Origin of the sequence: Micromonospora sp. NPDC047467, from assembly GCF_040643095.1 — a bacterium.
In the GTDB taxonomy this organism is placed as follows: Bacteria; Actinomycetota; Actinomycetes; order Mycobacteriales; family Micromonosporaceae; genus Micromonospora.
In genome coordinates, this window is sequence record NZ_JBEYTO010000008.1 from 302,878 (window position 1) to 327,261 (window position 24,384).

General features: G+C 72.9%; 14 protein-coding genes and 1 riboswitch. Of the genes, 7 read left to right on the forward strand and 7 right to left on the reverse strand.

The window, feature by feature from the left end:
- Positions 1-93: 93 nt before the first annotated feature.
- The 6 genes from ABZ780_RS23275 to ABZ780_RS23300 all read right to left on the reverse strand — a co-directional run bounded on the left by ABZ780_RS23275 (position 94) and on the right by ABZ780_RS23300 (position 7,629).
- Complete coding sequence (locus ABZ780_RS23275) at positions 94-795, reverse strand: cellulose binding domain-containing protein (protein ID WP_357487486.1); 702 nt, start codon at positions 793-795, stop codon at positions 94-96.
- Between the two features lie 99 nt (positions 796-894).
- Positions 895-1,275, reverse strand: a complete 381-nt coding sequence (locus ABZ780_RS23280) for a DUF742 domain-containing protein (protein WP_357002251.1) — start codon at positions 1,273-1,275, stop codon at positions 895-897.
- Entirely contained in the window at positions 1,253-1,702 is a 450-nt protein-coding gene (locus tag ABZ780_RS23285; protein ID WP_357487487.1) for a roadblock/LC7 domain-containing protein, read from the reverse strand. Before ABZ780_RS23285 ends, ABZ780_RS23280 begins: the two co-directional genes overlap by 23 nt.
- Positions 1,699-3,750, reverse strand: coding sequence for a nitrate- and nitrite sensing domain-containing protein (locus ABZ780_RS23290; protein ID WP_357487488.1), 2,052 nt, complete (start codon positions 3,748-3,750; stop codon positions 1,699-1,701). Before ABZ780_RS23290 ends, ABZ780_RS23285 begins: the two co-directional genes overlap by 4 nt.
- A gap of 43 nt (positions 3,751-3,793) precedes the next feature.
- Positions 3,794-6,364: a LuxR C-terminal-related transcriptional regulator gene (locus ABZ780_RS23295; protein ID WP_357487489.1), complete on the reverse strand. Its 2,571-nt coding sequence runs from the start codon at positions 6,362-6,364 to the stop codon at positions 3,794-3,796.
- 5 nt (positions 6,365-6,369) lie between these two features.
- The gene (locus tag ABZ780_RS23300; protein WP_357487490.1) at positions 6,370-7,629 is read right to left on the reverse strand and encodes an Hsp70 family protein; all 1,260 of its coding nucleotides are present in this window, start codon (positions 7,627-7,629) and stop codon (positions 6,370-6,372) included.
- Between the two features lie 298 nt (positions 7,630-7,927).
- Between ABZ780_RS23300 and ABZ780_RS23305 the strand changes: the two genes are divergently transcribed.
- The 4 genes from ABZ780_RS23305 (at position 7,928) to ABZ780_RS23320 (ending at position 18,082) form a co-directional block, all read left to right on the forward strand.
- On the forward strand, positions 7,928-8,815 hold the full coding sequence (locus ABZ780_RS23305; RefSeq protein WP_357487491.1) for an IniB N-terminal domain-containing protein: 888 nt from the start codon (positions 7,928-7,930) through the stop codon (positions 8,813-8,815).
- Positions 8,816-8,912: 97 nt separating this feature from the next.
- Positions 8,913-10,763, forward strand: coding sequence for a dynamin family protein (locus ABZ780_RS23310; RefSeq protein WP_357487492.1), 1,851 nt, complete (start codon positions 8,913-8,915; stop codon positions 10,761-10,763).
- Positions 10,760-12,220, forward strand: a complete 1,461-nt coding sequence (locus ABZ780_RS23315) for a GTP-binding protein (RefSeq protein ID WP_357002237.1) — start codon at positions 10,760-10,762, stop codon at positions 12,218-12,220. The genes ABZ780_RS23310 and ABZ780_RS23315 overlap by 4 nt, the downstream gene beginning before the upstream one ends.
- A 237-nt stretch (positions 12,221-12,457) precedes the next feature.
- Positions 12,458-18,082 carry a GH92 family glycosyl hydrolase gene (locus tag ABZ780_RS23320; protein ID WP_357487493.1) on the forward strand — a complete coding sequence of 1,875 codons (5,625 nt, stop codon included), beginning with the start codon at positions 12,458-12,460 and terminating at the stop codon, positions 18,080-18,082.
- Between the two features lie 77 nt (positions 18,083-18,159).
- On the opposite strand, the gene ABZ780_RS23325 is transcribed toward ABZ780_RS23320, so the two are convergent.
- On the reverse strand, positions 18,160-19,254 hold the full coding sequence (locus tag ABZ780_RS23325; protein ID WP_357002233.1) for an ROK family protein: 1,095 nt from the start codon (positions 19,252-19,254) through the stop codon (positions 18,160-18,162).
- A gap of 41 nt (positions 19,255-19,295) precedes the next feature.
- On the opposite strand from ABZ780_RS23325, the gene ABZ780_RS23330 reads away from it, so the two are divergent.
- The 3 genes from ABZ780_RS23330 to ABZ780_RS23340 all read left to right on the forward strand — a co-directional run bounded on the left by ABZ780_RS23330 (position 19,296) and on the right by ABZ780_RS23340 (position 24,381).
- Entirely contained in the window at positions 19,296-20,522 is a 1,227-nt protein-coding gene (locus ABZ780_RS23330; protein WP_357002230.1) for an MFS transporter, read from the forward strand.
- Positions 20,523-20,608: 86 nt separating this feature from the next.
- Positions 20,609-20,826: riboswitch (cobalamin riboswitch) on the forward strand.
- Positions 20,827-21,016: 190 nt separating this feature from the next.
- Complete coding sequence (locus ABZ780_RS23335; protein WP_357002816.1) at positions 21,017-23,335, forward strand: ribonucleoside-diphosphate reductase subunit alpha; 2,319 nt, start codon at positions 21,017-21,019, stop codon at positions 23,333-23,335.
- Between the two features lie 50 nt (positions 23,336-23,385).
- Positions 23,386-24,381 carry a ribonucleotide-diphosphate reductase subunit beta gene (locus ABZ780_RS23340; protein WP_357002814.1) on the forward strand — a complete coding sequence of 332 codons (996 nt, stop codon included), beginning with the start codon at positions 23,386-23,388 and terminating at the stop codon, positions 24,379-24,381.
- The last annotated feature ends 3 nt before the right edge of the window (positions 24,382-24,384 follow it).

Consider the following 24,384-nt stretch of genomic DNA (forward strand, 5'->3'; position numbering starts at 1 on the left):
TCATGAGCGATGCTCGCAACCGGAGCCCGGCCGCCCGGGCCGATGGCGGGGACTCCGCAGCTACCGTCGGAACGCCTGGTGTACCGCGCTGGATCAGCCCGGTAGCCCGCCGCACGAGACCCCGTCGATCGTGCACGCCGTGGGGGCGGCGCCGACCGTCGAGCCGTTCACCCGGAACGTCACGCGCACCGACGCGCCGCCGGGCACCTGGCCGGTGCCGCCGTCCGGCACGAACGTCCACACCGGACCATCGTGGGTGACCTGCGCGCCCTCGACCGAGCTGACCCGCAGCGACTCCCGGGGCAGCGTGATGGCCAGCGTCCACCGCGCCGACGGCACCGGGCCCGGATTGCGGACCGTCACGGCGGCGCCATAGCTGAGCAGGGCGTTGTCCTCGACGGCGAAATCGGCGGCGAGGGCGGACGGCGTCTGCGGGGCCGTCGAGGCGCTCGACGCGGGCGCGCTGGACGGCGGCTCGACCGGTGGCGGCGCCGTCGTGACCGTCGACGGCGCCGACGGCGTCGGGCTGGTCGCCGCCGGCTGCGCCTGACCTCGGGGCGTACCGGCCGCCGGGGTGCCCACCTGATCGGCCGACGGGGGCGGGTTGAGCGTCACCGGAGCCAACCCCTCCGGCGTCCGCAGCACGCCGATGACGGAGACCGCCGTCGCGACAAGCACCCCGACCGCCGCGATCACGGCAACCCAGGTCGCCCGCGAGACGTCACCACGACCGGTGAACACCCGCCGTACGGCCGCGGCGACGGCCACGATCCGGTCCAGCAGAATGATCGCCACAGTTCGCCGTGGCTGGGGCGGTGTTGCCGGCACTGCCTGTCTCCCCTTCACTTCGTCACCGGACACCCGCTCGCGACCTCGCGGGTGGCACCCGACCGGTCACAGGGCGCGCAGCCCGACGAGTATCGACTCGAGCAGTTCCTGCGACGGCAGCTCCGACAGCGCCGGCGGTTCGTGCGTCTCGATCAGCCCTGCCGCGAGCAGGTCACCGAGGAGGACCCGGACCGTCCCCAGGGGCAGGTCCAACTCGGCGCCGACCTCGGCCACCGACACTGGATCGTGGCACAGTTGCACGATCCGCGCCTGCTCGGGGAAGAGCGGTGTGCGCGGTGTGACCGCCCGCCGGGCGACGACCAGCGAGATCAGGTCGAACCGGCCGCGCTCGGGTGCGGTACGCCCACCGGTCATCGTGTACGGACGGGCCACCGGGCCGGCGTCGTCGTCGTACCACGCCTCGTCAGCCGAGTCGGCGGTGTGCACCCGCGTCCCCGCTCATCGCCGAGGAGGCCGGTTCCAGACTGACCGGCAGGTGCCGTTCGGCCTGCCCCACGAAGAGCGCCACCTCGTACGCCATGTCGCCCACCTCAACCTCGTCGCCGGCGATGCGGACGGTGAGGATCGTCCCGTTTCCGATGGTGGCGACGAACAGGAACGCCCGCGACATCTGCACCACGATCTGACGCAGCCCGCCCGCGTCACACGTCCGGGTGGCGGCCGACCCCAACGCCAGCAGACCGGCGACCACGCCCGAGAGTTGTTCGGCCAGCTTCGCCTCCACCTGCCGGGAACTGCCGAGCGGAAGCCCGTCCGGGGAGAGCACCACGGCGAACTCCGCGCCGCGTACCCGGTCGACCAGCCGGTCCAGCGCGCCGGTCAGGCTGTCTCCGGTCACCACTGCATGCGTCATGGATGTCTCCTCGTTGCTCTCGCGACCGGCAGTTCTACGGTGTCGGGGCCGGCGATGCCGGGTTCGGGCCCGGGTTGGCGGATCCGCATCGGCAACCCGCCGTGACCGCCCGCCTCGGGCGCTCCGGACCGACTCCGGCCGGGCGGGGACGCGGGACCGGGAGCGGGCGTGCCCGACCCGTCGCCGGTCACCGTGACCAGCTCCGGTGGCAGGAGCACGATCGCCGCCGTCCCGCCGCGCTGGCTGGGCCGCAGCGCGACCTGGGCGCCGCAGCGGGCGGCCAGCAGGGCGACCGTGTAAAGCCCGGCCGCGCCGGCCGGCGGCCCGTCCGGCGGCGGGTTGTCGAGCAGGTGGTTCGCCTCGGTCAGCGCTGCCGCGTCGAGGCCCGGGCCGTCGTCGACGATGATCACCGCGCAGCCCTGCGGTCGGTGCTCACCGGCGACGCGGACGGTCGTGCCCGTCGGCGAGACGACCAGAGCGTTCTCGATCAGCTCGGCCAGCAGGTGCACGACATCGGTGACGGCCGGGCCGGCGAGCGACCACGGCCAGTGCGGCGCGACCAGGACCCGGTGGTAGTCCGGCACCTCGGCGACCGCGCCGCGCGCGACGTCGAGCAGGGGCACCGGACGCCGCCAGCGACGTGCCGGCGTCGCGCCGGCCAGCGCGATCACCTTCTCCACGTTGCGGCGGATTCGGGTGGCGAGGTGGTCGAGCCGGAACAGCTCGTCGGTCTCGTCGTCGGGGCGCTCCCGCCGCTGCATCCCGTCCAGCAGGTCGAGTTGCTCGCGGAGCAGGACCTGGTTGCGTCGGGTGACCCGCAGGAGCAACTCCCGGCCGGCGCGGTCCCGGTCCGGTTCGCCGACCGTCGGGGTGACGGCCGCGCCGGCCGACGCCACGTCGCCCGGCGACCCCCACCGGTCGAGGTCGGCGTCCACAGGAGCCGGTTGGCCGGCGTCCGGGTAGGCCGGCTGCTCGGCGACCGGGCCGTCCGGTTGCCGGGCGTCCACGCGGGCCGGTTGGCCGACGCCGGCGTTCGCCAGCGCGCCGGTCAGCCGGCGCACGGCGCCGGCCCAGCCGAGCAGGACCACCAGGATGGCGATCAGCCCGAGCCCCACCACGGCGCCGGTACGCGCGACGAGCACCGCGGCGCCCGGCGTGGCCCGCTCGACACTGTCGCGGGCGGTCGTGGTCACCAGGGCGTGCAGCGCGCCGAGGGCCGCGTCCGCGTCCGCCCGCCAGTCCGCCGCGCTGACGCCGCGCAGGGCGTCGGCCCGGTCCGTCCCGAGCAGCGCGTCCTCCACGGCGAGTACGCCCGTGAACGCGGGGCCGGCCAGGAGCCGCTGGTGCGCCGCCCGGCCGTCGGCGGGCAGCCCGGTCACCGCCGCGGCCCGCGTGTACCGGCCGATGGTGACCACGTCGACCAGCCGCCGCCGCTGCTCGGCCGTGATCCGCTCGCCGGCCAGGGCGGCGGTGACCAGCGTGTCCTCCCGGGCGAGCACCTCGCGGGCGCGGGCCAGCGCGATCACCGCGCGGGTGTCGGCGGCCAGCCTGCTCTCGTACGCGCCCCACTCCGGGCCGTACACGTCGAAGGCGGCGTCGACGAGCTGGTCGTACCGGTCGACCGCCCCGGCGCTGTCGAGCCGGTCGCCGTCCACCTGGGACCGGACGGTGCCGAGGCCGTTCAGCCGCCGGACCAGCTCGTCGGCCCGGTCGCGGACCGCTCCCGCGCTGAGCAGGCGCAGGTCGCTGCCCGCCGTGAACGCGCGGACGTCGGCCGCCGCCCGGTCGGTGACCTCGCGTGCCCCACCCAGCCCGGTCGCCGTCGGCGCGGCCCCGGCGATCGTGTCGACGGTCAACCGGCGCTCGGTCTGCAGGCCCAGGATCAGCCGGTCGATGGGCTGGCCGAGGGTGTCGGCCAGGGCTCGCACCCGCAGCAGGTCGGCCGCGTCCTGGCAGGTCAGATAGGCCGCGTACGACCACAGGGTGACCAGCACGGCCGCCACCGCGACAAGCCTCGCGCGCAGATGCCGCTCCTCGGGTCGCGTCACGGTCGGCTCCGCGCCGTCAGCCGCCATCCGTCGTGCCGCCGGCTCATCGGGCCGACCGCTGCGGCCACGGCTGCCCGGCCGCGTTGCTGGCCCGGTCGGCGACGACGGTTCGCAGCAGGGCGAGCAGCTCCGCCCGGTTGGCGCAGTTCAGTCGGTTGCGCATGCGGGCCACGTGATGCTCCACGGTCTTCGCCGAGATGAAGAGCCGAGCACCGATCTCCCGGTAGGTCAGCCCGGCCAGCACCAGCTCGGCCACCTCGTACTCGCGGTCGCTGAGCCCCTGCTGCGCGGGGCCGGCGATGGCGTCGGCGACCTGCGTGGTGCTCTCGCCGGGTGTCGGTCGCGGCCCGCCGGTGACGCCGGCCGGCCGGCCCTGGAGCACCCTGGCGCATTCCAGCAGGGTGGTCATCGCCCGCCGGTCAGCGGTGCGGATGGCGGCCTGCCCGGCGAGGCGGGCACCGTCCCAGCACAGCCCGGTGTCGTGCAGTCCCCGGGCGGCGGCCTGCACCCGGACCGGGTCGACGACGCCCCGGAGCACCTCGACCCAACTCTCGGCGGCCGCGGCGACGACGGCGGCGTAACGGCTGTGGTCCGCGACGGCCAGCAGGGCGGCCACGTGGTCGTCGGCGGCCGTCGGCTCGTCGGTCAGGATCGCGGCGTGCAGCCCGCTCCAGTGCAGCGGGACGCTCCACAGTGCCGGGGTGTCGAGCCGGCCGAGCAGTGCCCAGCCCTCCCGCAGGTACGGCTCCAACCGGGCCAGGTCACCGAGGCGTGCGCCGGCGATGGCGAGTTCGCCCAGCGGCAGCAGCGTGAACAGGTCGACGGGATGCCGAACCACCGCCTCCAGCGCCTGCCCCCACCCGCGCTTGAGCGCGCCGAGGTCGCTGGTGCGTCGGCCGATGCCCATCCGTAGGGCGGCGGCGAAGAGCAGGTCCCGCGACTCCAGCGGTCGTCCGTCGGCGGTCACCGAGGCGAGGCGTTCGGCCGCCGCGAGCGTCTGGCCCCGGACCATCAGGATCCACGCCTGCAACAGCCGGTGCCGGCGCGCCAGCAGCGGGCCACCGACACCGGCCGCCTGGGCTCGGTGCAGCACCCGCTCGGCGATGTCCAACTCGCCGCAGTGCACAGCGGTCAGGGCGGCCAGCGCGGCGGGGCTGTCCGGCAGCAGCGCCGCCCGCCCGTCCGGCTCCAGCAGCGCGGCGGCCTGTACGAGCGCGGAGAGCGCGGCGGTCGGTGTGCCGACGACGCTCTCCCGTACCCCCTCGGCCATCAGTCGGGCGGCGCTGGCGTGCAGGGTGGGTGGTGCACCGCGCGGGTCGTCCACCGGCGGCGCGGCGACGGCGGTCAGGTCGCCGGTGGCGAGTTTGCCGACGGTGGCGAACGCCACCGCCGAGGCGCTGCCCGACCACGTGAACAGCTCCACACTGCGCCCGACCTGGCCGCGGTGCGCCAGGGCGCTCGCGGCCACCGCGGCGGCCCTGGCGCGGTCGCTCGGGTCGGCCGTGGCCAGCAGCCGGTCCGCCAGGCGTAGCGCGTCGTCGAGGTTGCCGGCGAGCGCGGTGGCGAGGGCCTGCCGGGCGCTCGCGGGGTGCCCGGCCACGGTGGCGGCGGCGAACAGGTCGGCGGCGAGGGCCGGCTCGTCGGCCAGCGCCTCCTGTGCGGCGGCGGCGAGGGTCGAGGGTGGACAGTCGCCGGCCATGCCCAGCCCGAGCAGTGAGCGGACCAGCGGCAGCACCGCGCCGCCCCGCGCGAGCTGCAACTCGCCGAGGCGGCGCCACACCGCGTTGCGATCTGCGGCGGGGCTGAGCGCGGTGACGGCCCGGCGGACGATCGGCGCGAGTCGGCCGTCGGCGCCGATCAACCCGGCCGCCCTGGTCGTGGCGATCAGCTCGTCGACCGCCTCCGGCTCCCGACCCAGCAGCGCGCCGAGCAGGCTCACCGGCAGCGGCACGCCCGCCGCGAGCGCGAGGAGCAGGCGGCGGATGTCGGCGGGCTGGGCCTCCAGGTCCGGTAGGAACTCGACGATGACGGACCGGGGTGCCTCGGTCGGGGCGTCGGTCGGGGCCGCGCGCAGGCCGCGGGCGAGCCGTTCGACGTCGCGGGGCACGCCACCGGTCTGCGTGTGTACGAAGTCGACCAGGTCGGCGCGCCGGGCCAGCTCGGGTGCAGTGGCGAGGTGGGCGGCGGTCTGTTCCCGGGTGAACGGGGTGAGCAGCACGGCCTGACCGTCGCGCCGGAGCGCGTCGGCCAGCTCCGTGAGGGCCGCCGACCGGGGCCACGGGCGGTGGGCGACCACCAGCCGGTGGTCGCGGGTGGCGGCCAGTCGCAGCAGCGCCGCGAGCCGGTCGTCGTCGAGCAGGTGCGCGTCGTCCACCAGCAGCAGCGTGGCCGGGTCGATCGGTTCACCCGGGTCCGGGGCGCCCGTCCGGACGGTCACGCCGGCCCTCTGGTGGGTCCGCGCCAACTCCGTGAGCAGTGCGGTCTTGCCGTGGCCGGCGGGACCGGACAGACCGACGGTCAGCGGGCCGGTCGGGTCCTCGGTGACCCGGTCCAGCAGGGCCTTCGGCCCTCGGCCCAGCACCAGCGTGGACGCGCCGACGTCATTCATGATCATTGTGGTCATCCTTCGCGTCCCCGGCTGAGCGTCAGTGCCAGGCGGGACGCCTTCGGCAGGTCCAGGGGGAGGATCCGGACCGGGGGGCGGGGTGGCGGGTCGCCCGGGACGGCGGTGTCGTGTCGGGGGCGGCGTGGCGCCGGGAGGGTGGCCCGGCCGGTGGCCGGCACCGGGTCGGCGAGCCTGGCCGGCGGGCGGGGGCGCGGTGACACCACCTGGCAGGCGGCCATCGCCGCCCCGGTGGCGGTGGTCAGTTGGGCGTCGGGCTCCACCTCGACGGGGACCGGAAGGGCCGCCGTGATCAGCTCGGTGACCAGCGGGATGCGGGCGGAACCGCCGGTCAGCAGGACGCCGTCGAGCCGTGTCGACGCCCGGCCGGCGCCGTGCACGGTGCGGAGCAGGAGGTCGACAGTGGCCTGCACGGTCGGTCGGATCATGGCCTCGAACCGGGCCCGGGTGACTGGCACCCGCGCCGGGCCGGTGGGCAGGGTCAGCACCACGTCGGCGGCCAGATCGACGGTCAGCGCCCGTTTGACCCGCTCGCACTCGGCGAGCAGCCCGCGCAGGGCGGCGTCGCGGTCCCGGCGCGCGGTGGCGGCCAGCTCGCGGGACAGCACGGTCCGTACGTGGCCGGCCAGCAGTTCATCGAAGTCGGCGCCGCCAACCGGGTCGAGACCCTGCGAGGTGCCGAAGCTCTCGAAGGTGCCCCGTGGGGTGCGGCGTACCAGGGCCGCTTCGAAACTGGCGCCGCCCAGCGCGTAGACGGCGGCGGTGGCGCCGGCGAACCCACGGGCCGCGTGGCTCTCGGCCACCGTGACCGTGCGGGGCAGCAGCGTCACGGTGCGCAGGCCGAGGTCGACGAGCGCGCGGTGCAGCAACTCCCGCCGGTACGGGCGCCAGCCCGCCGGGTGGCTGAGGACGATCGCCTGAGCCGGGCCGCCCTCCTGGGCGTGCACCTGCTCCACCACCCAGGCGGCCAGTTCCGCCGTGAGGGTCTGTGGCGCGCACGCCTCGCCGCCGAGCAGCAGGGGCACGTCGTCGCCGATGCGGCGCACGAAGTCCCGGGTGGTGCGGCTGCCGTCGTCGGTGGCCGGCCCGCCGATGTGCAGCGCGCCGTCGGCCGCCAGGTGCAGCACCGACGGCACGAGAGGGGAGCCGCCGTTGAGGGGGACAGCCTCCGGGCGCGTCCAGGTGCCGCCGTGGCGTCGCGCGACGGCGGCAGCCGTGTTGGTGCTTCCGATGTCTATCCCCAGGACGTACGGCATCCGTCTCGTCTCTCCCCGTGAGCTGTCCGGCCGGTGGCGATGGCGTCGGCGCTGCCCGGCGCCCCACCCCCGGCGAACCCCGCGGGCTCCTACGTTCGTACCAGAGATCGCTCCCTGGTCGGGACCCTAATCTGACCGGGACGGTTTCCCCCAATCCCCCTAACGTACGAGGCGGCGAACACCCTAGCGTGGCGGGTTCGAATGCGGGTCGAGCCCCGATGTCCGGGGGTGAACCCGGCCCTAGCGTCACTGTCGACGAACGACGGTCGCCGATGCCAATCCGAGGAGAAACCGGCACATGGACTCGCACCAGACCCTCCACGACTTCGTGCTCGACCTGCTGACCAACCCGGACGCGCGGTCGGCCTTCGACCTCGACCCGGAGGGTGCGCTGCACGCCGCCGGGCTCACCGACATCACCGCCGCCGACGTGCAGGACGTGGTCCCGCTCGTCGTCGACTACGCCCCGGGGCAGGGCCTCGCGCCGCTGGCCCCGCCCGTCGGGCAGCTCGGCTTCGACCCACTGGTGACCGACACCACGGACGTGGTCGGTCAGCTGCAGAGCGTGGCGCAGCAGATCAGCCTCACCAGCTCGCCCACCGGGGTGGACGTCAAGGCCGGCGTGCTTGGCGCGCTCGCCGTCGACCCGTCGACCGTGGCCGCCGGCGTGAGCGTGCTGCCGGGCATCGGCCTGGGTGTCGGACCGAGCGGCCTCGACACCGACCTCACCGGTGTGGCCGACGTGGCGCACACCCTCGACGCCGACGTGGTGCAGCCGGTGGACGGCATCGCGGACCCGCTGCTCGGTGACGTCACCGGCACCGTCGGCGACCCGACCGGTCTGCTCGGCGGCACCGATCCGAGCCTGCTCGGCGGCGACCTGACCGGCGGTGTCCTCTCCGGAGCACACGGTCAGGTCGGCGGCCTCGTCGGCTCCCTCGGCGTGGACGACACGCTGGGCGGGTTGGGCCTGGGTCACGGCAGCGGCGTGGTCCCGCCGCTGGACGTTCCGTCGGTGGTGGGCGGTGTCACGCACCAGGTGGACGGTCTCGTCCCCGGTGTGACCGGCACGGTCGGTGACGTGACCGGTGGGCTCACCCATGGGGTGACCGGCGACGCGCACGACGGGGGGCCTGCCTCGTCGGACCACGGGCTGCTGGGCGGCATCACCGGCGGTCTGCTCTGACGGGGACGCCCGGCGGGAGGGGGAGGCCGGCCCGCCTCGGGCGGTCCGGCCGGTCCCTCTTGATAATTGAGCCGAAATCCGCACACTTGGTGCGGTGATGGCGGGGATCTGGTTGGACGTGCTGGACGAGATCGCCCGGACGTGCGCCGCACACGATCGCGGTGACCTGCTCCAGACGGTGCGGCAGAAGCGGGCCCAACTGCTGGACCCGACGCTGCGCGTGCTCGTCCTCGGCGAGCCAAACCAGGGCAAGAGCCAGCTCGTCAACGCGATCATCAACGCGCCGGCCTGCCCGGTTGGTGACGGTCGCACCACCGTCCTGCCGACCGTGGTGCGGCACGCCGAGGCGGCGACCGCCGCCGTCGTCCAGGCGCCGCCACCTACCCCGGGCCGGCCCGCCGACACCGCGGCGACTCTGGTCGAGCGGACCCCCTTGCCGCTCGACCAGGTCGCGGCCGGCGTGTCCGGCACGGTCGGTCGTCGACCGGGGGGCGGGCCGGCGTACGTCGAGGTGGGTGTGCCCCGCGCGCTGCTCGGTGCCGGACTGGTGCTGGTGGACACCCCCGGCACCGACGAGGTCGCGACGGTCGGCGGTGGCGTGGAGGTGGCCGCCGCCACCCGCGCGGACACCGTGCTGCTGGTCTCCGACTCGACCCGCGAACTCTCGGTCGCCGAGTTGAACGTGCTGCTGCACGTCATGCGGTCGCAACCGAACGTGGTCGTGGTGCAGAGCAAGACCGACCTCGTGGCGGGCTGGCGTACGGTCGCCGAGCGCAACCGGCAGCACCTCGCCGACGCGGGTGTGCCGGCGCCGCTGATCCCGGTCTCGGCGACGCTGCGGCTGCGCGCGGCCACGGCCGACGATCGGGCGGTGAACGCCGAGTCCGGCTTCCCGGCGCTGATCGCCCGTCTGCGGCGGGACCTGGCCGGCAAGGCCGACCAGTTGGCTCGGGCGTCGGTGCAGGCGGTGGCCCGGACGGTGGTGGAGCAGTTGGCCGCGCCGCTGCGTGCCGAGTTGGCGACGTACGAGGCCGAGGAGCAGTCCGGGCCGATCTCCCGGCTGCACGCGGCGCAGCGCGAGGTCGACGAGCTGCGCCGCTGTACCACCCGCTGGCAGAACACCCTCACCGACGAGATGGCCGACCTGCTCTCGGACATCGAGTACGACCTGCGTGACCGGACCCGGCAGATCCTGCGCACGGTGGACGAGGCGTTCGACGCGTCCGACCCGCTGGTGGCCTGGGACGCGTTCCAGGACTGGCTGGAGCGCAGCCTCACCGAGGCTGCGGAGGCGAACCACGAGTGGCTGATCCAGCGGTGCGACTGGGTCGCCCGCCGGGTGGCCGCCAACTTCACCCGGTACGGCTACGACGTGCTGCCGCCCTGGTCGATGACCATGCCGGACGATCTCGGCGACCGGCTGCCGGAGCTGGAACGTCCGAGGATCGACCGGTTCACCACCGGCCAGAAGCTGCTCACCGGCATGAAGGGCTCCTACGGCGGCATGCTGATGTTCGGTCTGGCGACCACGCTGGCCGGGATGCCGATGATCAATCCGGTCTCGGTGGGTATCGGCGCGCTCTTCGGCGGCAAGAGCATCCGCGACGAGAGCAAGCAGTTGCTCCGCCGTCGGCAGGCGACCGTCAAGACGGCCATCCAGCGGCATGTCGACGACTTCTTCGTCCGGATGATCAGAGACTGCCGGGATGCCGCCCGGCAGGTGCAGCGGATGCTGCGGGACCACTTCACGGGGCTGACCGAGGAGTTGCAGGAGGCGATCGTCCAGTCGTTCCGCAGCGCGAAGCAGGAGGCCGACACCGATGCCGCCCTGCGGGAGCAGCGGCAACGGGAGATCCGGCTGAGGATGACCCGCCTTGCCGCGCTGCACGAGCAGGCTCAACAGCTGACCGACGCCCGTACCCCGGCGTTGCTGGAGCCCCGGGCATGACCGTCGGCGTGCGGCTGGACGAGGCGGCGTGGGGGTTGTTGCACCAGGCCATCGACCTGTACCAGCACAACCCTCGGGCCGTCGACCAGTTGCGGCACCAGGTGGCGCGGTTGGAGCAGCCCCTGCGCATCGCGGTGGCTGGCCCCTGGCGGGCCGGCAAGTCGACGGTGCTGAACGCGTTGATGGGGGAGGAGGTCGCGCCGGTCGAGGGCGCCGACGGCATCGTCACCTGGTACGAGGACGGCGCGCACCCGGGTGCCACCGCCTACCCGGCGGGCCAGCCTCCACAGGAGTTGGCGGTGGTCAAGTCGGCGACCGGGATGCGGGTGGATCTCGGCTGGCGGGCCGGGGAGGTGCGGGACATCGTGGTGCGGTGGCCGACGCGGGCGCTGCGGCAGGTCACGCTTATCGACACCCCGGCGCTCAGCGGTGCCGGCGAGCAGGGCCGTGTGCCGGTGATGGACCGGGTCCTGCGGGATTCCGACGCCGTGTTGTTTCTGACCCGCGACGGCCGCGACAGCGATCTGCGGGTGCTGGAGTCCGGCCGCGACGGTGCCGTCGGGCAGGCCGCACCGGTGAATGTGATCATGGTGCTGTCCCGGGCGGACGAGGTCGGCGGTGGCCGGATCGACGGGCTGCTCACGGCCCGCCAACTGGCCCGACGGCACCAGCGTGATCCTCGGGTGGGTGCCGTGGCCGTGACCGTGGTGGCGTGCAGCGGATCGGTCGGCCTGGCGGGCCGGCTGCTCAGCGAGTCGGACTTCGCCGCGCTCGCGACGCTGGCCGGGGTGCCCCGCGCGGAGCTGGAGGCCCACCTGCTCTCCGCCGATCGCTTCGTCGGTGGCGGCCTTCCGGTACGCCTGGACTCCGAGGTGCGTGCCGCGCTGCTGGACCGGTTCGGGCTCTTCGGGATCCGGCTGGCGACGACGCTGGTCCGTGGCGGGTTCGACAGTCGGGTGGCGTTGTCCGCCGAGCTGATCCGGCGCAGTGGGCTCACCGAGCTGCGCGAGTCGGTGACCCGCTGTTTCATCGACCGGCGCGACGCGCTCAAGGCGCGCTCCGCGCTGTCCGCCGTGGAGGCCCTGCTGCGGGCGGAGCCCGTCCGGGGCGCCGACGACTTGGTGGGCGCGATCGAGCAGATCCTGGCGGGCGCGCACGAGTTCCGGGAGTTGCGCCTGCTGGTGGCGCTGCGCAACAGCCGCCTCGGGTTCGACGCCGAGTTGGCCGCCGAGGCGCGACGGCTGATCGGCGGCGACGGGGTTGGCCTGGCGGCCCGGCTCGGTGTGGAGCACGAGGCGACCGTGCGGCGGCTCTGGGAGGTCGCCTCCGACGCGCAGTGGCGGTGGCGGGACCGGGCCCAGGACCCGGGGCTCCCGCTGGCCCAGCGTCGTGGCGCGGAGGTGGTCGTCCGCAGTTGCGAGGGGATGCTCGCCGAGTTGGCCGCGGGCGGCCGGTGAGGCGCCGGGACGCGGCGCTGACATCCACAAGGGGCGGGTTCGTTAAGTTTCCTTCCGGTCAACCCATTGACACGGCAAGGGTCTGCCGGAAACATCTGCCACCATCCGCTGGTCCTGCTGTCGCTTGTCGTCGAGCCCGATGACAACGATGTCAGGCCGGGACCGACCACCCTCGACAGTCCCTCAACCCAGACGTACGACCTGCTCGACCAGTTCGAGTCGAAAGGCCCCGCCCCCATGCCGTATCTCCCCCGTGCGCGCACCGTGTCCCTCCGGCTGGTCGCGGCGACAACCGTCGCCCTACTGCCGGTGGGGCTGGTCGTCGCCGCGCCCCTGGCCAGCGCCGCACCCGGCGCCGCGCCGCCCGGCGCCTTCAGTTCGTCGTTCGAGTCGGCCGACCCGCAGCCCGCCGCGACCACCGTCGAGGTCGACGCGAAGGGCAAGCCGATCCAGTCGAACCTGACCGGATCGAACCGCCGGATGCTGCCCGGCAGCCTGCTCGGCCAGGTCGCGGCGGTGACCGCGAGCGCCGAGAACCCTCCGAACGAGACCGCCGTGAAGCTCACCGACGGCGACCCCGCGACCAAGTGGCTGGCGTTCGCGCGGATCGGCTCGGTGACGTACCAGCTCAGCAAGCCGACGGTCGTCAAGCGGTACGCGCTGACCTCGGCCGACGACGAGCCGACCCGCGACCCCCGGGACTTCACCCTCCAGGGGTCCACCGACGGCAACACCTGGACCGACCTCGACCGGCAGGCGGGGCAGAGCTTCGCCAAGCGGTTCGCCACGAAGACGTACGCCGTCGCGAACACGACCGCCTACGCGTACTACCGGCTGGCCATCTCCGCGAACTCCGGCGCCACCATCGTGCAGCTCGCCGGCTGGGACATCAGCGACGGCTCGGACGTCCGGCCGCCGGCCCCGCCCATGGTCAGCGTCGTGGGCACCGGCCCGGCCGGCGGGTACACCACGAAGCCGGGCGTCGGCTTCACCGGGCTCGCCGCCCTGCGGTACGCGGGCGGCGCCGAGGACGACGGCCGCTCGTACGCGACAAACAAGTTGTTCGACGTCGCCATCCCGGTCGGTCCGAACACCCGCCTGTCCTACAAGATCTTCCCCGAGTTCACCGGCTCGGACGCCCAGTACCCGTCCACCTTCGCGGCCCTCGACCTGCACTTCACTGACGGCAGTTACCTGAGTGGTCGCGCGATCGTCGACCAGCACGGCAACCCGCTGACGGCCGCCGGCCAGGGCACCTCGAAGGCGCTCTTCGCCGACCAGTGGAACGCGGTGCGGGCCGACATCGGCGCGGTCGCCCGGGGCAAGACCATCGACCGCATCCTGCTCGCCTACGACAACCCGCAGGCCACCGGGGACACCCGGTTCACCGGTTGGCTCGACGACATCGAGGTGACGGCCGCGCCGGCGCCGATCGACGGCTCCCGGCTGACCAACTACGTCGACACCCGCCGGGGCACCAACTCGACGAGCGGTTTCTCGCGCGGCAACAACCTGCCGATCACCGCCGTGCCGAACGGCTTCAACTTCTTCACGCCGGTGACCGACGCGACGTCCGACTCGTGGGAGTACCACTACCACCGGACCAACAACGCGGCGAACCTGCCCACGTTGCAGGGCCTCGCGATCTCCCACGAGCCCAGCCCGTGGATGGGTGACCGCAACCAAATGTCGGTCATGCCGGTGGCCGGCGACGGTCCGCTGACCGGGGCACCCGCCAGCCGGGCGCTCGCCTTCCGGCACGCCGACGAGACCGCACAGCCCGACCTCTACCGGGTCGCGCTGGAGAACGGCCTGGTCGCGGAGATGTCGCCCACCGACCACGCCGGCATCATGCGGTTCACCTTCCCGTCCGGGCCGACGACCGGAAGCCTCGTCTTCCACAACGGCACCTTCACCATCGGTACGGACGGCACGTTCACCGGCTGGGTCGACAACGGAAGTGGCCTGTCGGCCGGACGCAGCCGCATGTTCGTGTCCGGCGCCTTCGACCGCGCGCCCACGGCGTCGTCGGCGACCTCGGCGACCTTCGACGTCGCGGCGAACCGCCAGGTGACGATGCGTCTCGCGACGTCGTTCCTCTCCGTCGACCAGGCCCGCCGCAACCTCGACCTGGAGGCGACCGGCCGGAGCTTCGACCAGATCCGCGCCGCCGCCACCGCCGCGTGGAAGGACCGGCTCGGCCGGGTTGAACTGCGCGGCGCCACCGAGTCGCAGCTCGTGACCATGTACTCCAATCTGTACCGGCTCAACCTCTACCCGAACTCGCAGTCGGAGAACACCGGCACCGCCGCCAAGCCGCGCTGGCAGTACGCGAGCCCGGTGTCGGCGCCGACCGGCACGTCGACCGCCACCCGGACCGGCGCGAAGATCGTCGACGGGCAGATCTACGTCAACAACGGCTTCTGGGACACCTACCGCACCGTGTGGCCCGCCTACGCGCTGCTGTACCCGGACGTCGCCGCGAAGATCTCCGACGGGTTCGTCCAGCACTACCGCGACGGCGGCTGGATCGCCCGCTGGTCGTCCCCCGGCTACGCCGACCTGATGACCGGCACCAGCGCGAACGTGGCGCTGGCGCAGGCGTACCTCAGCGGGGTCAAGCTGCCCGACCCGCTGGCGGCCTACGACGCGGCGGTCAAGGACGCGACCGTCGCGTCCGGACGCAGCGCGGTCGGCCGCAAGGGCATCGAGACCTCCCTGTTCCTCGGCTACACCCCGACCTCCACCCATGAGTCGGTGTCGTGGGCGCTGGAGGGGTTCATCAACGACTACGGCATCGGCAACATGGCCGCAGCTCTCGCCAAGGACCCGGCCACGCCGAAGTCGCAGCGTGACCGGCTCAAGGAGGAGTCGCGCTACTTCCTGGAGCGTGCCCGCAACTACGTGCACCTGTTCGACCCGAAGACCAAGCTCTTCCAGGGCCGCGACGACTCCGGCAACTTCCTCGCCGGTGACCCGCTGGACTGGGGTGGCGTCTACACCGAGACCAACGGGTGGAACTTCGCGTTCACCGCGCAGCAGGACGGGCAGGGCCTGGCCAACCTGTACGGCGGTCAGAAGGCGCTGCGGGACAAGCTCGACGAGTTCTTCGCCACCCCGGAGAACGCCGACCGCCCCGGTGGGTACGGCGGCATCATCCACGAGATGGTCGAGGCGCGGGCGGTGCGGATGGGTCAGCTCGGCATGAGCAACCAGCCGTCGCACCACATCCCGTACATGTACAACTTCGCGGGCGCGCCGGCCAAGACCCAGTCGGCGGTACGCGAGATCCTGCGGCGCCTCTACGTGGGCAGCGAAATCGGCCAGGGCTACCTGGGTGACGAGGACAACGGCGAGATGTCGGCGTGGTACGTCCTCAGCTCGCTGGGCATCTACCCGCTGCAGGCCGGGTCGACCCAGTGGACCATCGGCTCGCCGCAGTTCACCAAGATGACGGTTCGTCGCACCAGCGGCGACATCGTGGTCAACGCGCCGAACAACAGCACCCGCAACGTCTACGTGCAGGACGTGAAGGTCAACGGCAAGAAGCAACGCGGGCTGTCCCTGGACGTGACCGCGCTCGCCAAGGGCGGCACCATCGACTTCCAGATGGGCCCGAACCCGTCGTCGTGGGGCAGCGGCAAGAACGACGCCCCGCCGTCGCTGACCAAGGGCGACAAGGCGCCGAAGCCGTTGCAGGACACCACCGGCCCAGGTCTGGGCACCGCGACCGCCACCGGCGGTCAGGACGCGTCGAAGCTGTTCGACGACTCGTCGACCACGCAGCTGACCTTCGCCTCGGCGACGCCGCAGATCACCTGGGCGTTCCGTGGTGGCAAGCAGAAGCCGACCTTCTACACCGTCACGTCCGGTGCGGGCGCGGGCGATCCGGCGGACTGGCGGTTGCAGGGCTCCAACGACGGCATCACCTGGACCACTGTGGACTCCCGTAAGGACCAGGTGTTCCCGTGGCGCAACCAGACCCGCCCGTACACGATCGACAAGCCGGGACGGTTCGCCCAGTTCCGTCTCGCCGTGACGAAGACCGTGGGCGCCGCGCAGACCACCCTCGCCGAGGTCGAACTGCTCGCCGGGGGTGACGTCGAACTCGGGGGCGGTGACATCGCGGTGACGGCCGCGGACAGCGCGCACGCGACGGCCGGCGTACCCGCGTCGGTGCCCCTGGCGACCGTCACCGGCGGCAACGCCGACGGCTACCGGGCCACGATCGACTGGGGTGACGGCACACCCGTCACCGAGGGCACCATCACGCTGAACTCGCGGGCCGTCTACCGCATCGGTGGGTCGCACACGTACGCCACGCCGGGCTACCACCAGGCGAACGTCACGGTGAGCGACGGCACGAGTCAGAGCTCCGCGACGGTCGGCGTCGACGTGGCGTACGTGCCGAAGTCCGGCCTCACCGCCGCGTTCGACAGCGTCTGCATCGGTGACGAAGGCGTCCTCGCGGCGGACTGCGACGCGAAGTCGTGGGCGTACTCGCGGGCAGCCCTGAGGGAGGGCGGCGCGGTCCAGGGCCAGCAGCAGCAGGTCCCCGGCACGGCGCTGCGGTTCACGTTGCCGGTGATCCCCGCCGGGCAGCCGGACAACGCCACCGGCAACGGGGCGACGGTCGTGCTCGACCTGCCGGACGACGCCACGAGCATCTCGTTCATCGGCGCCGGAACGCAGGGCAACCAGAGCACCACCGGCACGGCGAGGTTCAGCGACGGCAGCACCGCCAGCATCCCGATCCAGATGAGTGACTGGACGCTGGGCGGCAACGCCAACGGCACCCCGTCCTACGGCAACATCGTCGTCGCCAAGACGGCGTACCGGCTGTCCGGCACGAGCCGGGACGGCGCCCAGCCGTTCCTGTTCGCCACCGCGCCGTACCAGATCCCGGCGGGCAAGACGCTGGTGTCGGTGACCCTGCCGACGCAGACCGGTGACCCCCGTTCGGCGGGCCGGATCCACGTGTTCGCCGTCGCCAACGACGGCACGCAGGCCCCCGCGCTGGCGACCGTCGCCCCGGCCGACCAGACGGCGAACGCCGGGCAGGCCCTCGCGGCGAACCTCGGTTCGGTGAGCGGCGGCGTTCCCGGCACGACGGGCTACCGCGCCCGCGTCCAGTGGGGTGACGGCACGGCTCCGGAGGACGTCACGATCGGGTCGTCCGGCGCGATGAGCGGGCAGCACACCTACGCGCGGGAGGGCACCTACACGGTGCACGTCACGGCGTGGGACACGCTGGCGAGCAGCACCACGGCCTTCACCGTGACCGTCGCCCGGGGCGGATCCCAGCCGACGATCGCGCTGTCGAAGGCCGGCACCGTCACCACCGGCGACGCGATCACCGTCGACGGCAGCGGGTTCGCCGCCGGCGAGCAGGTGACCGTCAGCGTCGGCACCGACCCGTCCCGGACCACGACTGTCGCGGCCTCCGCGACGGGAACGGTCCGCGCCTCGGTCCCGACCTCGGGCGACGCGCAACCCGGACGGTACGCCGTCACCGCGACGGGCGCGTCCACTCGTACGCCGGCCACGGCCACCGTCCAGGTGACCGGGCGGGCGGAGGCGCCGAGCTACCAGCCTCGGGTGGCGCTGCTGAGCACTGCGGCTCCGCGCGGGACGTCGATCACGGTCGACGGCTTCGGGTTCGCGCCGAACGAGACGGTCACCATCACCTTCGGCGACGGCCTCGCGGGCACCACCGTGCGGGCGAACGGCGACGGTGTGATCTCCGGCGCGACTGTCGTCGTCCCGGGTGCGGCGAAGGCGGGCGCGACAAGCGTCACGCTCAGCGGCGCCACGTCGGCGACGACGGTGTCCCGGCCGTTCACCGTCACCGGCGCGAACTGAGCCGGGGGTAGCGCAGCCGCGTGGGGCGGGCCGTGACCACGGCCTGCCCCACGCGGCTCGCCGCGGGCAGAACAGCTCTAGAGCGGGGCGAGATCCGGAACGCCGTAGTGCTGGTCGAGGACCTGCATGGCGGCGCCTGCGGCGATCACGTCCGCGCCGAGGCTGGACAGGGTCACGTCCGTGGTGAGCCAGTCCGCGCGGGGCACGTCGGTGTGCACGGCCTCCTCGACCGCCGCGAGGTAGGTATCCGCGTGCCGCAGGAGGTCGGCGCCGGCCAGCACCACGCGGGAGAGGTCGAGGGTCTGGAGCAGGTTGACCACGCCGACCGCCAGGACGCGGGCCGCCCGCTCGATGTCGCCGGCCTCGGCGGCGTGGTGGTGCACGATCTCCAGGCATCCGTGCCGCCCGCAGACACATGGCGGCCCGTCCAGGGCGACGACGGTGTGGCCGAACTCCCCGGCGTTGGTGTGCGCGCCCCGGTGGGCCGTGCCGCCCAGCCAGAAGCCCCCGCCGATGCCGGACTCGACCATGATGAGGACCGCGTCGCCGAACGTCCCGCCGTGCCGCCATGCCTCGGCGGTGATCCCCGCGGTGACGTCCTTGTCGAGATGCACGGGCAGGCCCAGGTGCGCCTCGGCGAGTTCGCGCAGCGGGATGTCGTGCCAGTGCCGCAGCCCGTGGGCGTCCCGGACCAGGCCCCGCGCGTGGTCCAGCGGGCCGATCATGCCGATGCCCACGCCGGTCAGCCTGCCCCGCAGGTCGGTGCTGCCGGGTATCGCGTCGATGCCGGAACTCAGCGCGTCGAGGAGCTGCGCCGGGGTGAAGTCGCCGGGCAGTGGGCTGACCGTCGAGTGGTGCACGGTGCCGGCCAGGTCGACCAGGACCAGCCGCAGCGTACGGCGGGCGACGTGGGCGCCGATCGCGTACCGGCTGTCGGGGACGAGTTCGTAGACGATCGCCGGCTTGCCGATGCCGGGGCGGCGGACGCCGGCGGGACGGATCAGGCCGTCGGCGGTCAGGCGGGCGATGACCTTGGAGACCGCCTGGGGTGTCAGGCCGGTGGCGTCGACCACGGTCGACCGCTCGAACGTCCGCACGGTACGTCCCACGGCCATGACCAACGCCTGGTTGTAGCCGCGCAGGAAGGTGACGTCGGCTGTGGTGCGCGTCATCTCACCACCCTATTACGCAACGCTGTTGCTAAATTCGCTCGGTGCATGCACTGAGCAGAAATCGACGCCTGGGGGCGGTTCTCGCGTTGGCGCTGGGCGGTGTGGCGGTCGGCCTCACCGAGTTCGCGGCGATGGGCCTGCTGCCCGACATCGCACGCGGCCTGCTCCCGCAGCAGTACGCCGAGTCGTCGTCGGACGCGGTGGCCCGCGCCGGGTGGACGATCAGCGCCTACGCGCTCGGCGTGGTGGTGGGCGCGCCCCTGATCGCCGCGCTGACCGCCCGACTGCCGCGCAAGAAACTGGTGCTCGGTCTGCTCGTCCTCTTCATCGTCGGCACCGTCGCCTCGGCGATCGCGCCGACGTTCGACCTGGTGCTGGTGGCCCGGTTCGTCGCGGCACTGCCGCACGGCGCGTACTTCGGCGCGGCGGGTCTGCTCGCGGCGGCCCTGCTCGGCCCCGGCAACGAGGCCCGGGGTTTCGCCGCCGTGCTCGGTGGTCTGACCGTGAGCAACCTGGTGGGCGTGCCGGCGGTCACGCGGCTCGGGCAGGCGGTCGGCTGGCGAGCCGCGTACCTGGTCATCGCCGGTGTGTTCGTGCTCACGCTGCTGGCGGTGCTGGCTGTCGTTCCGGAGGTCGTGGCGGCCGTCGACGCCTCGCCGGCCGCCGAGTTGCGGGCCCTGCGGACCTCGCAGGTGTGGCTCGTGGCGGCCACCGGCTCGGTGGGCCTCGCCGGTCTCTTCGCTGTCAACACCTACCTCGCGCCGGTCACTACCGACGTCGCCGGCCTTTCGGCCACGACCGTGCCGTGGGTGCTCGTTGCGGTGGGCCTGGGCATGACAGTCGGCAACGCCCTGGGCGGTTGGCTCGCGGACCGGGACCTGCGCCGGAGCATGTACGTCGGTTTCGTCGCCATGATCGTCAGCATCGCCGTCTTCGGCCTCGTCGCATCGAACGGCGTCGGCCTGTTCGTCGGTGCGTTCCTGGTGGGCGCGACAAGCCTCTACCTGGGGCCGGTCCTGCAGGCGCGCCTGATCACTGTCGCGCCGGGCGCGCAGTTGATGGGCGCGGCGATGAGCCAGTCCGCCATGAACATCGCCAACAGCCTCGGTGCCGGGCTGGGCAGCGTCGTCATCGCCGCGGGCTTCGGCTACCTCGCGCCGGCCTGGGTGGGCGTGGTCCTTGCGATTGCCGGCCTGGGCCTGGCGGGGATCAGCTTCTCGGTCGAGCGACGCACGCGGGCCGCGGAGACAGTCGCACTCGCGGGCTGACCCGTCGATCGATGGTGGTGGGCGTCGGTGCCGCCGACACGCCGACGTCGACATGTGGGGTGTGACAAACGCTGCTGCCCCTATATATGGTGTCGAGCGCAGCTGGTTCGGCCGCTCGTTCGGAGTGGTCGAGGCAAGAGGGAACCCGGTGGGAATCCGGGACTGTCCCGCAGCGGTGAGTGGGAACGACAGCCGTCATCGGCACTGGGCCACCAATCGGCCCGGGAAGCGACGGCCAGTAGGAGACCGGCGAGCCCGGTCGTGCCCACGAGTCCGAAGACCTGCCAGCGCGCCGCGTACCCGCACCCGGGTGCGCGGCGGTCCGAGGCCGCGTGGGACGGCTGACGCCACCTGACCCACGCCCAGCGTGGCGTCCGCCGGTGTCTGTCTCCTCGCGTCCGAGGGCCATCTGGTCTCGAACTCGCGAGGAGTGAGTGGTGACAGTCACCGAGGTAGCCCCGGTCAGCGGCGAGACGGCGCTGCGACGGACGCCGATGCAGGTCCGCAAGCGCGACGGCGCCACCGAGCCCGTGGACGTGAACAGGATCGTCCGGGCGGTCGAGCGGTGGGCCGACGACCTGGCCGACGTCGACCCGATGCGCGTGGCGACCCGCACGATCAGCGGCCTGTACGACGGCGCGACCACGGCCGAGCTGGACCGGCTGTCCATCCAGACCGCGGCCGAGATGATCGGCGAGGAACCGCAGTACTCGCGCCTGGCCGCCCGGCTGCTGTCCGGCTACGTCGACAAGGAGGTGCGTCGGCAGGGCGTCACCTCGTTCAGCGCGTCGATCCGGATCGGCCACGCCGAGGGCCTGATCGGCGACGGCACCGCCGCGTTCGTCGCGACGCACGCCGAGATGCTCGACGACGCGATCGACCCGGACGGCGACCGGAGGTTCGAGTACTTCGGCCTGCGCACGGTGTACGACCGGTACCTGTTGCGTCACCCCACCAGCCGGCTGGTGCTGGAGACCCCGCAGTACTGGCTGCTGCGGGTGGCCTGCGGCCTGTCCCGTACGCCGGACGAGGCGGTCGGCTTCTACCGGCTGATGTCCAGCCTGGCCTATCTGCCCAGCTCCCCGACGTTGTTCAACTCCGGCACCCGGCACACGCAGATGTCCTCCTGCTACCTGGTCGACTCGCCGCGCGACGAGCTGGACTCGATCTACCAGCGGTACGCGCAGGTCGCCAACCTGTCCAAGTTCGCCGGTGGCATCGGCATCGCGTACTCCCGGGTCCGGTCCCGGGGCGCGCTGATCCGTGGCACCAACGGGCAGTCCAACGGGATCGTGCCGTGGCTGCGCACGCTGGACGCGAGCGTCGCCGCGGTCAACCAGGGCGGCCGGCGCAAGGGCGCGGCCTGCGTCTACCTGGAGCCGTGGCACCCGGACGTCGAGGAGTTCCTGCAACTGCGGGACAACACCGGCGAGGACGCCCGGCGTACCCACAACCTGAACCTCGCCAACTGGATCCCGGACGAGTTCATGCGCCGGGTCGAGGCCGACGAGATGTGGTCGCTGTTCGACCCGCACGAGGTGCCGGAGCTGCCCGACCTGTGGGGGGAGCGGTTCGACGCCGCGTACCGGGAGGCCGAGGCGCAGGGCCGCTACGTGCGGCAGGTCCCCGCGCGGGAGCTGTACGGGAAGATGATGCGGACCCTCGCCCAGACCGGCAACGGGTGGATGACGTTCAAGGACGCCGCCAACCGGCTGTGCAACCAGACGGCCGAGCCGGGCAACGTCGTGCACCTGTCCAACCTCTGCACCGAGATCATCGAGGTGTCCAGCGACGCCGAGACTGCGGTGTGCAACCTGGGCTCGGTGAACGTCGCCGCGCACCTCACCGCCGACGGCATCGACTGGCATCGGCTGCGCGCCACGGTCCGCACCGCCGTGACGTTCCTCGACCGGGTCATCGACATCAACTACTACCCGACCCCGCAGGCGGCGGCGAGCAACCCCCGCTGGCGGCCGGTCGGGCTCGGGCTGATGGGCCTCCAGGACGTGTTCTTCGCGCTGCGGCTGCCGTTCGACTCGCCGGCCGCGCGGGAGCTGTCCACCCGGATCAGCGAGGAGCTGTACCTGACCGCGCTGGAGACCTCCGCCGACCTGGCGCACCGCTTCGGCGCGCACCCGGCGTTCGGGCAGACCCGGGCCGCGCGGGGCAACCTGCAACCCGACCTGTGGGGCATCGAGGGTACGCAGACCGCGCGCTGGGCCGCGCTGCGCGAGCGGGTGCGGGCGAACGGGCTGCGCAACTCGCTGCTCGTGGCGGTCGCCCCGACGGCGACCATCGCCTCGATCGCCGGGTGCTACGAGTGCGTCGAGCCGCAGGTGTCCAACCTGTTCAAGCGCGAGACCCTGTCGGGTGAGTTCCTCCAGGTCAACACCGCTCTGGTACGCGAGCTCAAGGCCCGTGGCCTGTGGACCGACCGGACCCGGTCGGCGATCAAGCGAGCCGAGGGGTCGGTGCAGGGCATCACCGAGCTGCCGGCCGACGTCCGGGAGCTGTTCCGCACCGCGTGGGAGCTGCCGCAGCGGGCGCTGATCGACCTGGCCGCCGCTCGTGCCCCGTTCATCGACCAGTCCCAGTCGCTGAACCTGTTCCTGGCCTCGCCGACCATCGGCAAGCTCTCCTCGATGTACCTGTACGCCTGGAAGGCCGGGCTGAAGACCACCTACTACCTGCGTTCCCGCCCCGCCACGCGGATCCAGCAGGCCACCGTCGCGGTCCTCGCGCCGTCGACGACCGACGCGGACGCGCTGGCCTGCTCGTTGGAGAACCCCGAGTCGTGCGAGGCCTGCCAGTGACCGCCGCCGACACCACTACCGACACCGTCACCGACACGAGGACCACGCACATGCTGCTCGACCCCGGGATGGACCTCACCCTCCGCCCGATGCGCTACCCGCACTTCTTCGACAGGTTCCGCGACGCCATCCGCAACACCTGGACGGTGGAGGAGGTCGACCTGCACGCCGACCTCGCCGACCTCGACAGGCTCTCGCCGGCCGAGCGGCACCTGGTCAGCCGCCTGGTCGCGTTCTTCGCCACCGGCGACACGATCGTCGCCAACAACCTGGTGCTCAACCTGTACCAGCACGTCAACAGCCCGGAGGGCCGGCTCTACCTGTCCCGGCAACTGTTCGAGGAGGCCGTGCACGTCCAGTTCTATCTCAACCTGCTCGACACGTACGTCCCCGACGAGACCGAGCGGTTCGAGGCCTTCGCCGCCATCGAGAACATCCCCTCGATCCGACGCAAGGCCGAGTTCTGTTTCCGCTGGATCGACTCCCTCAGCGACCTACGGGAGCTGCGAACCCGCCAGGACCGGCGCACGTTCCTGCTCAACCTGATCTGCTTCGCCGCCTGCATCGAGGGGCTGTTCTTCTACGGCGCGTTCGCCTACGTCTACTTCCTGCGCTCCCGGGGTCTGCTGCACGGCCTGGCCTCCGGCACCAACTGGGTGTTCCGCGACGAGTCCATGCACATGGCGTTCGCGTTCGACGTCGTGGACACCGTCCGCGCCGAGGAGCCGGACCTGTTCGACGACGACCTCGCCGACCAGGTCCGTCAGATGCTCACCGAGGCCGTCGAGTGTGAGGTGCAGTTCGCCGAGGACCTGGTGGGCCACGGCGTGCCCGGCCTGACCCTGGCCGACATGCGGGAGTATCTCCAGCACGTCGCCGACCGCCGCCTCGCCCAGCTCGGCATCGCGCCGCACTACGGGTCGTCCAACCCGTTCGCCTTCATGGAGTTGCAGGACGTGCAGGAGCTGTCCAACTTCTTCGAGCGGCGGGTGTCGGCGTACCAGGTCGGGGTGACGGGCGCGGTCGCCTTCGACGACGACTTCTAGCCG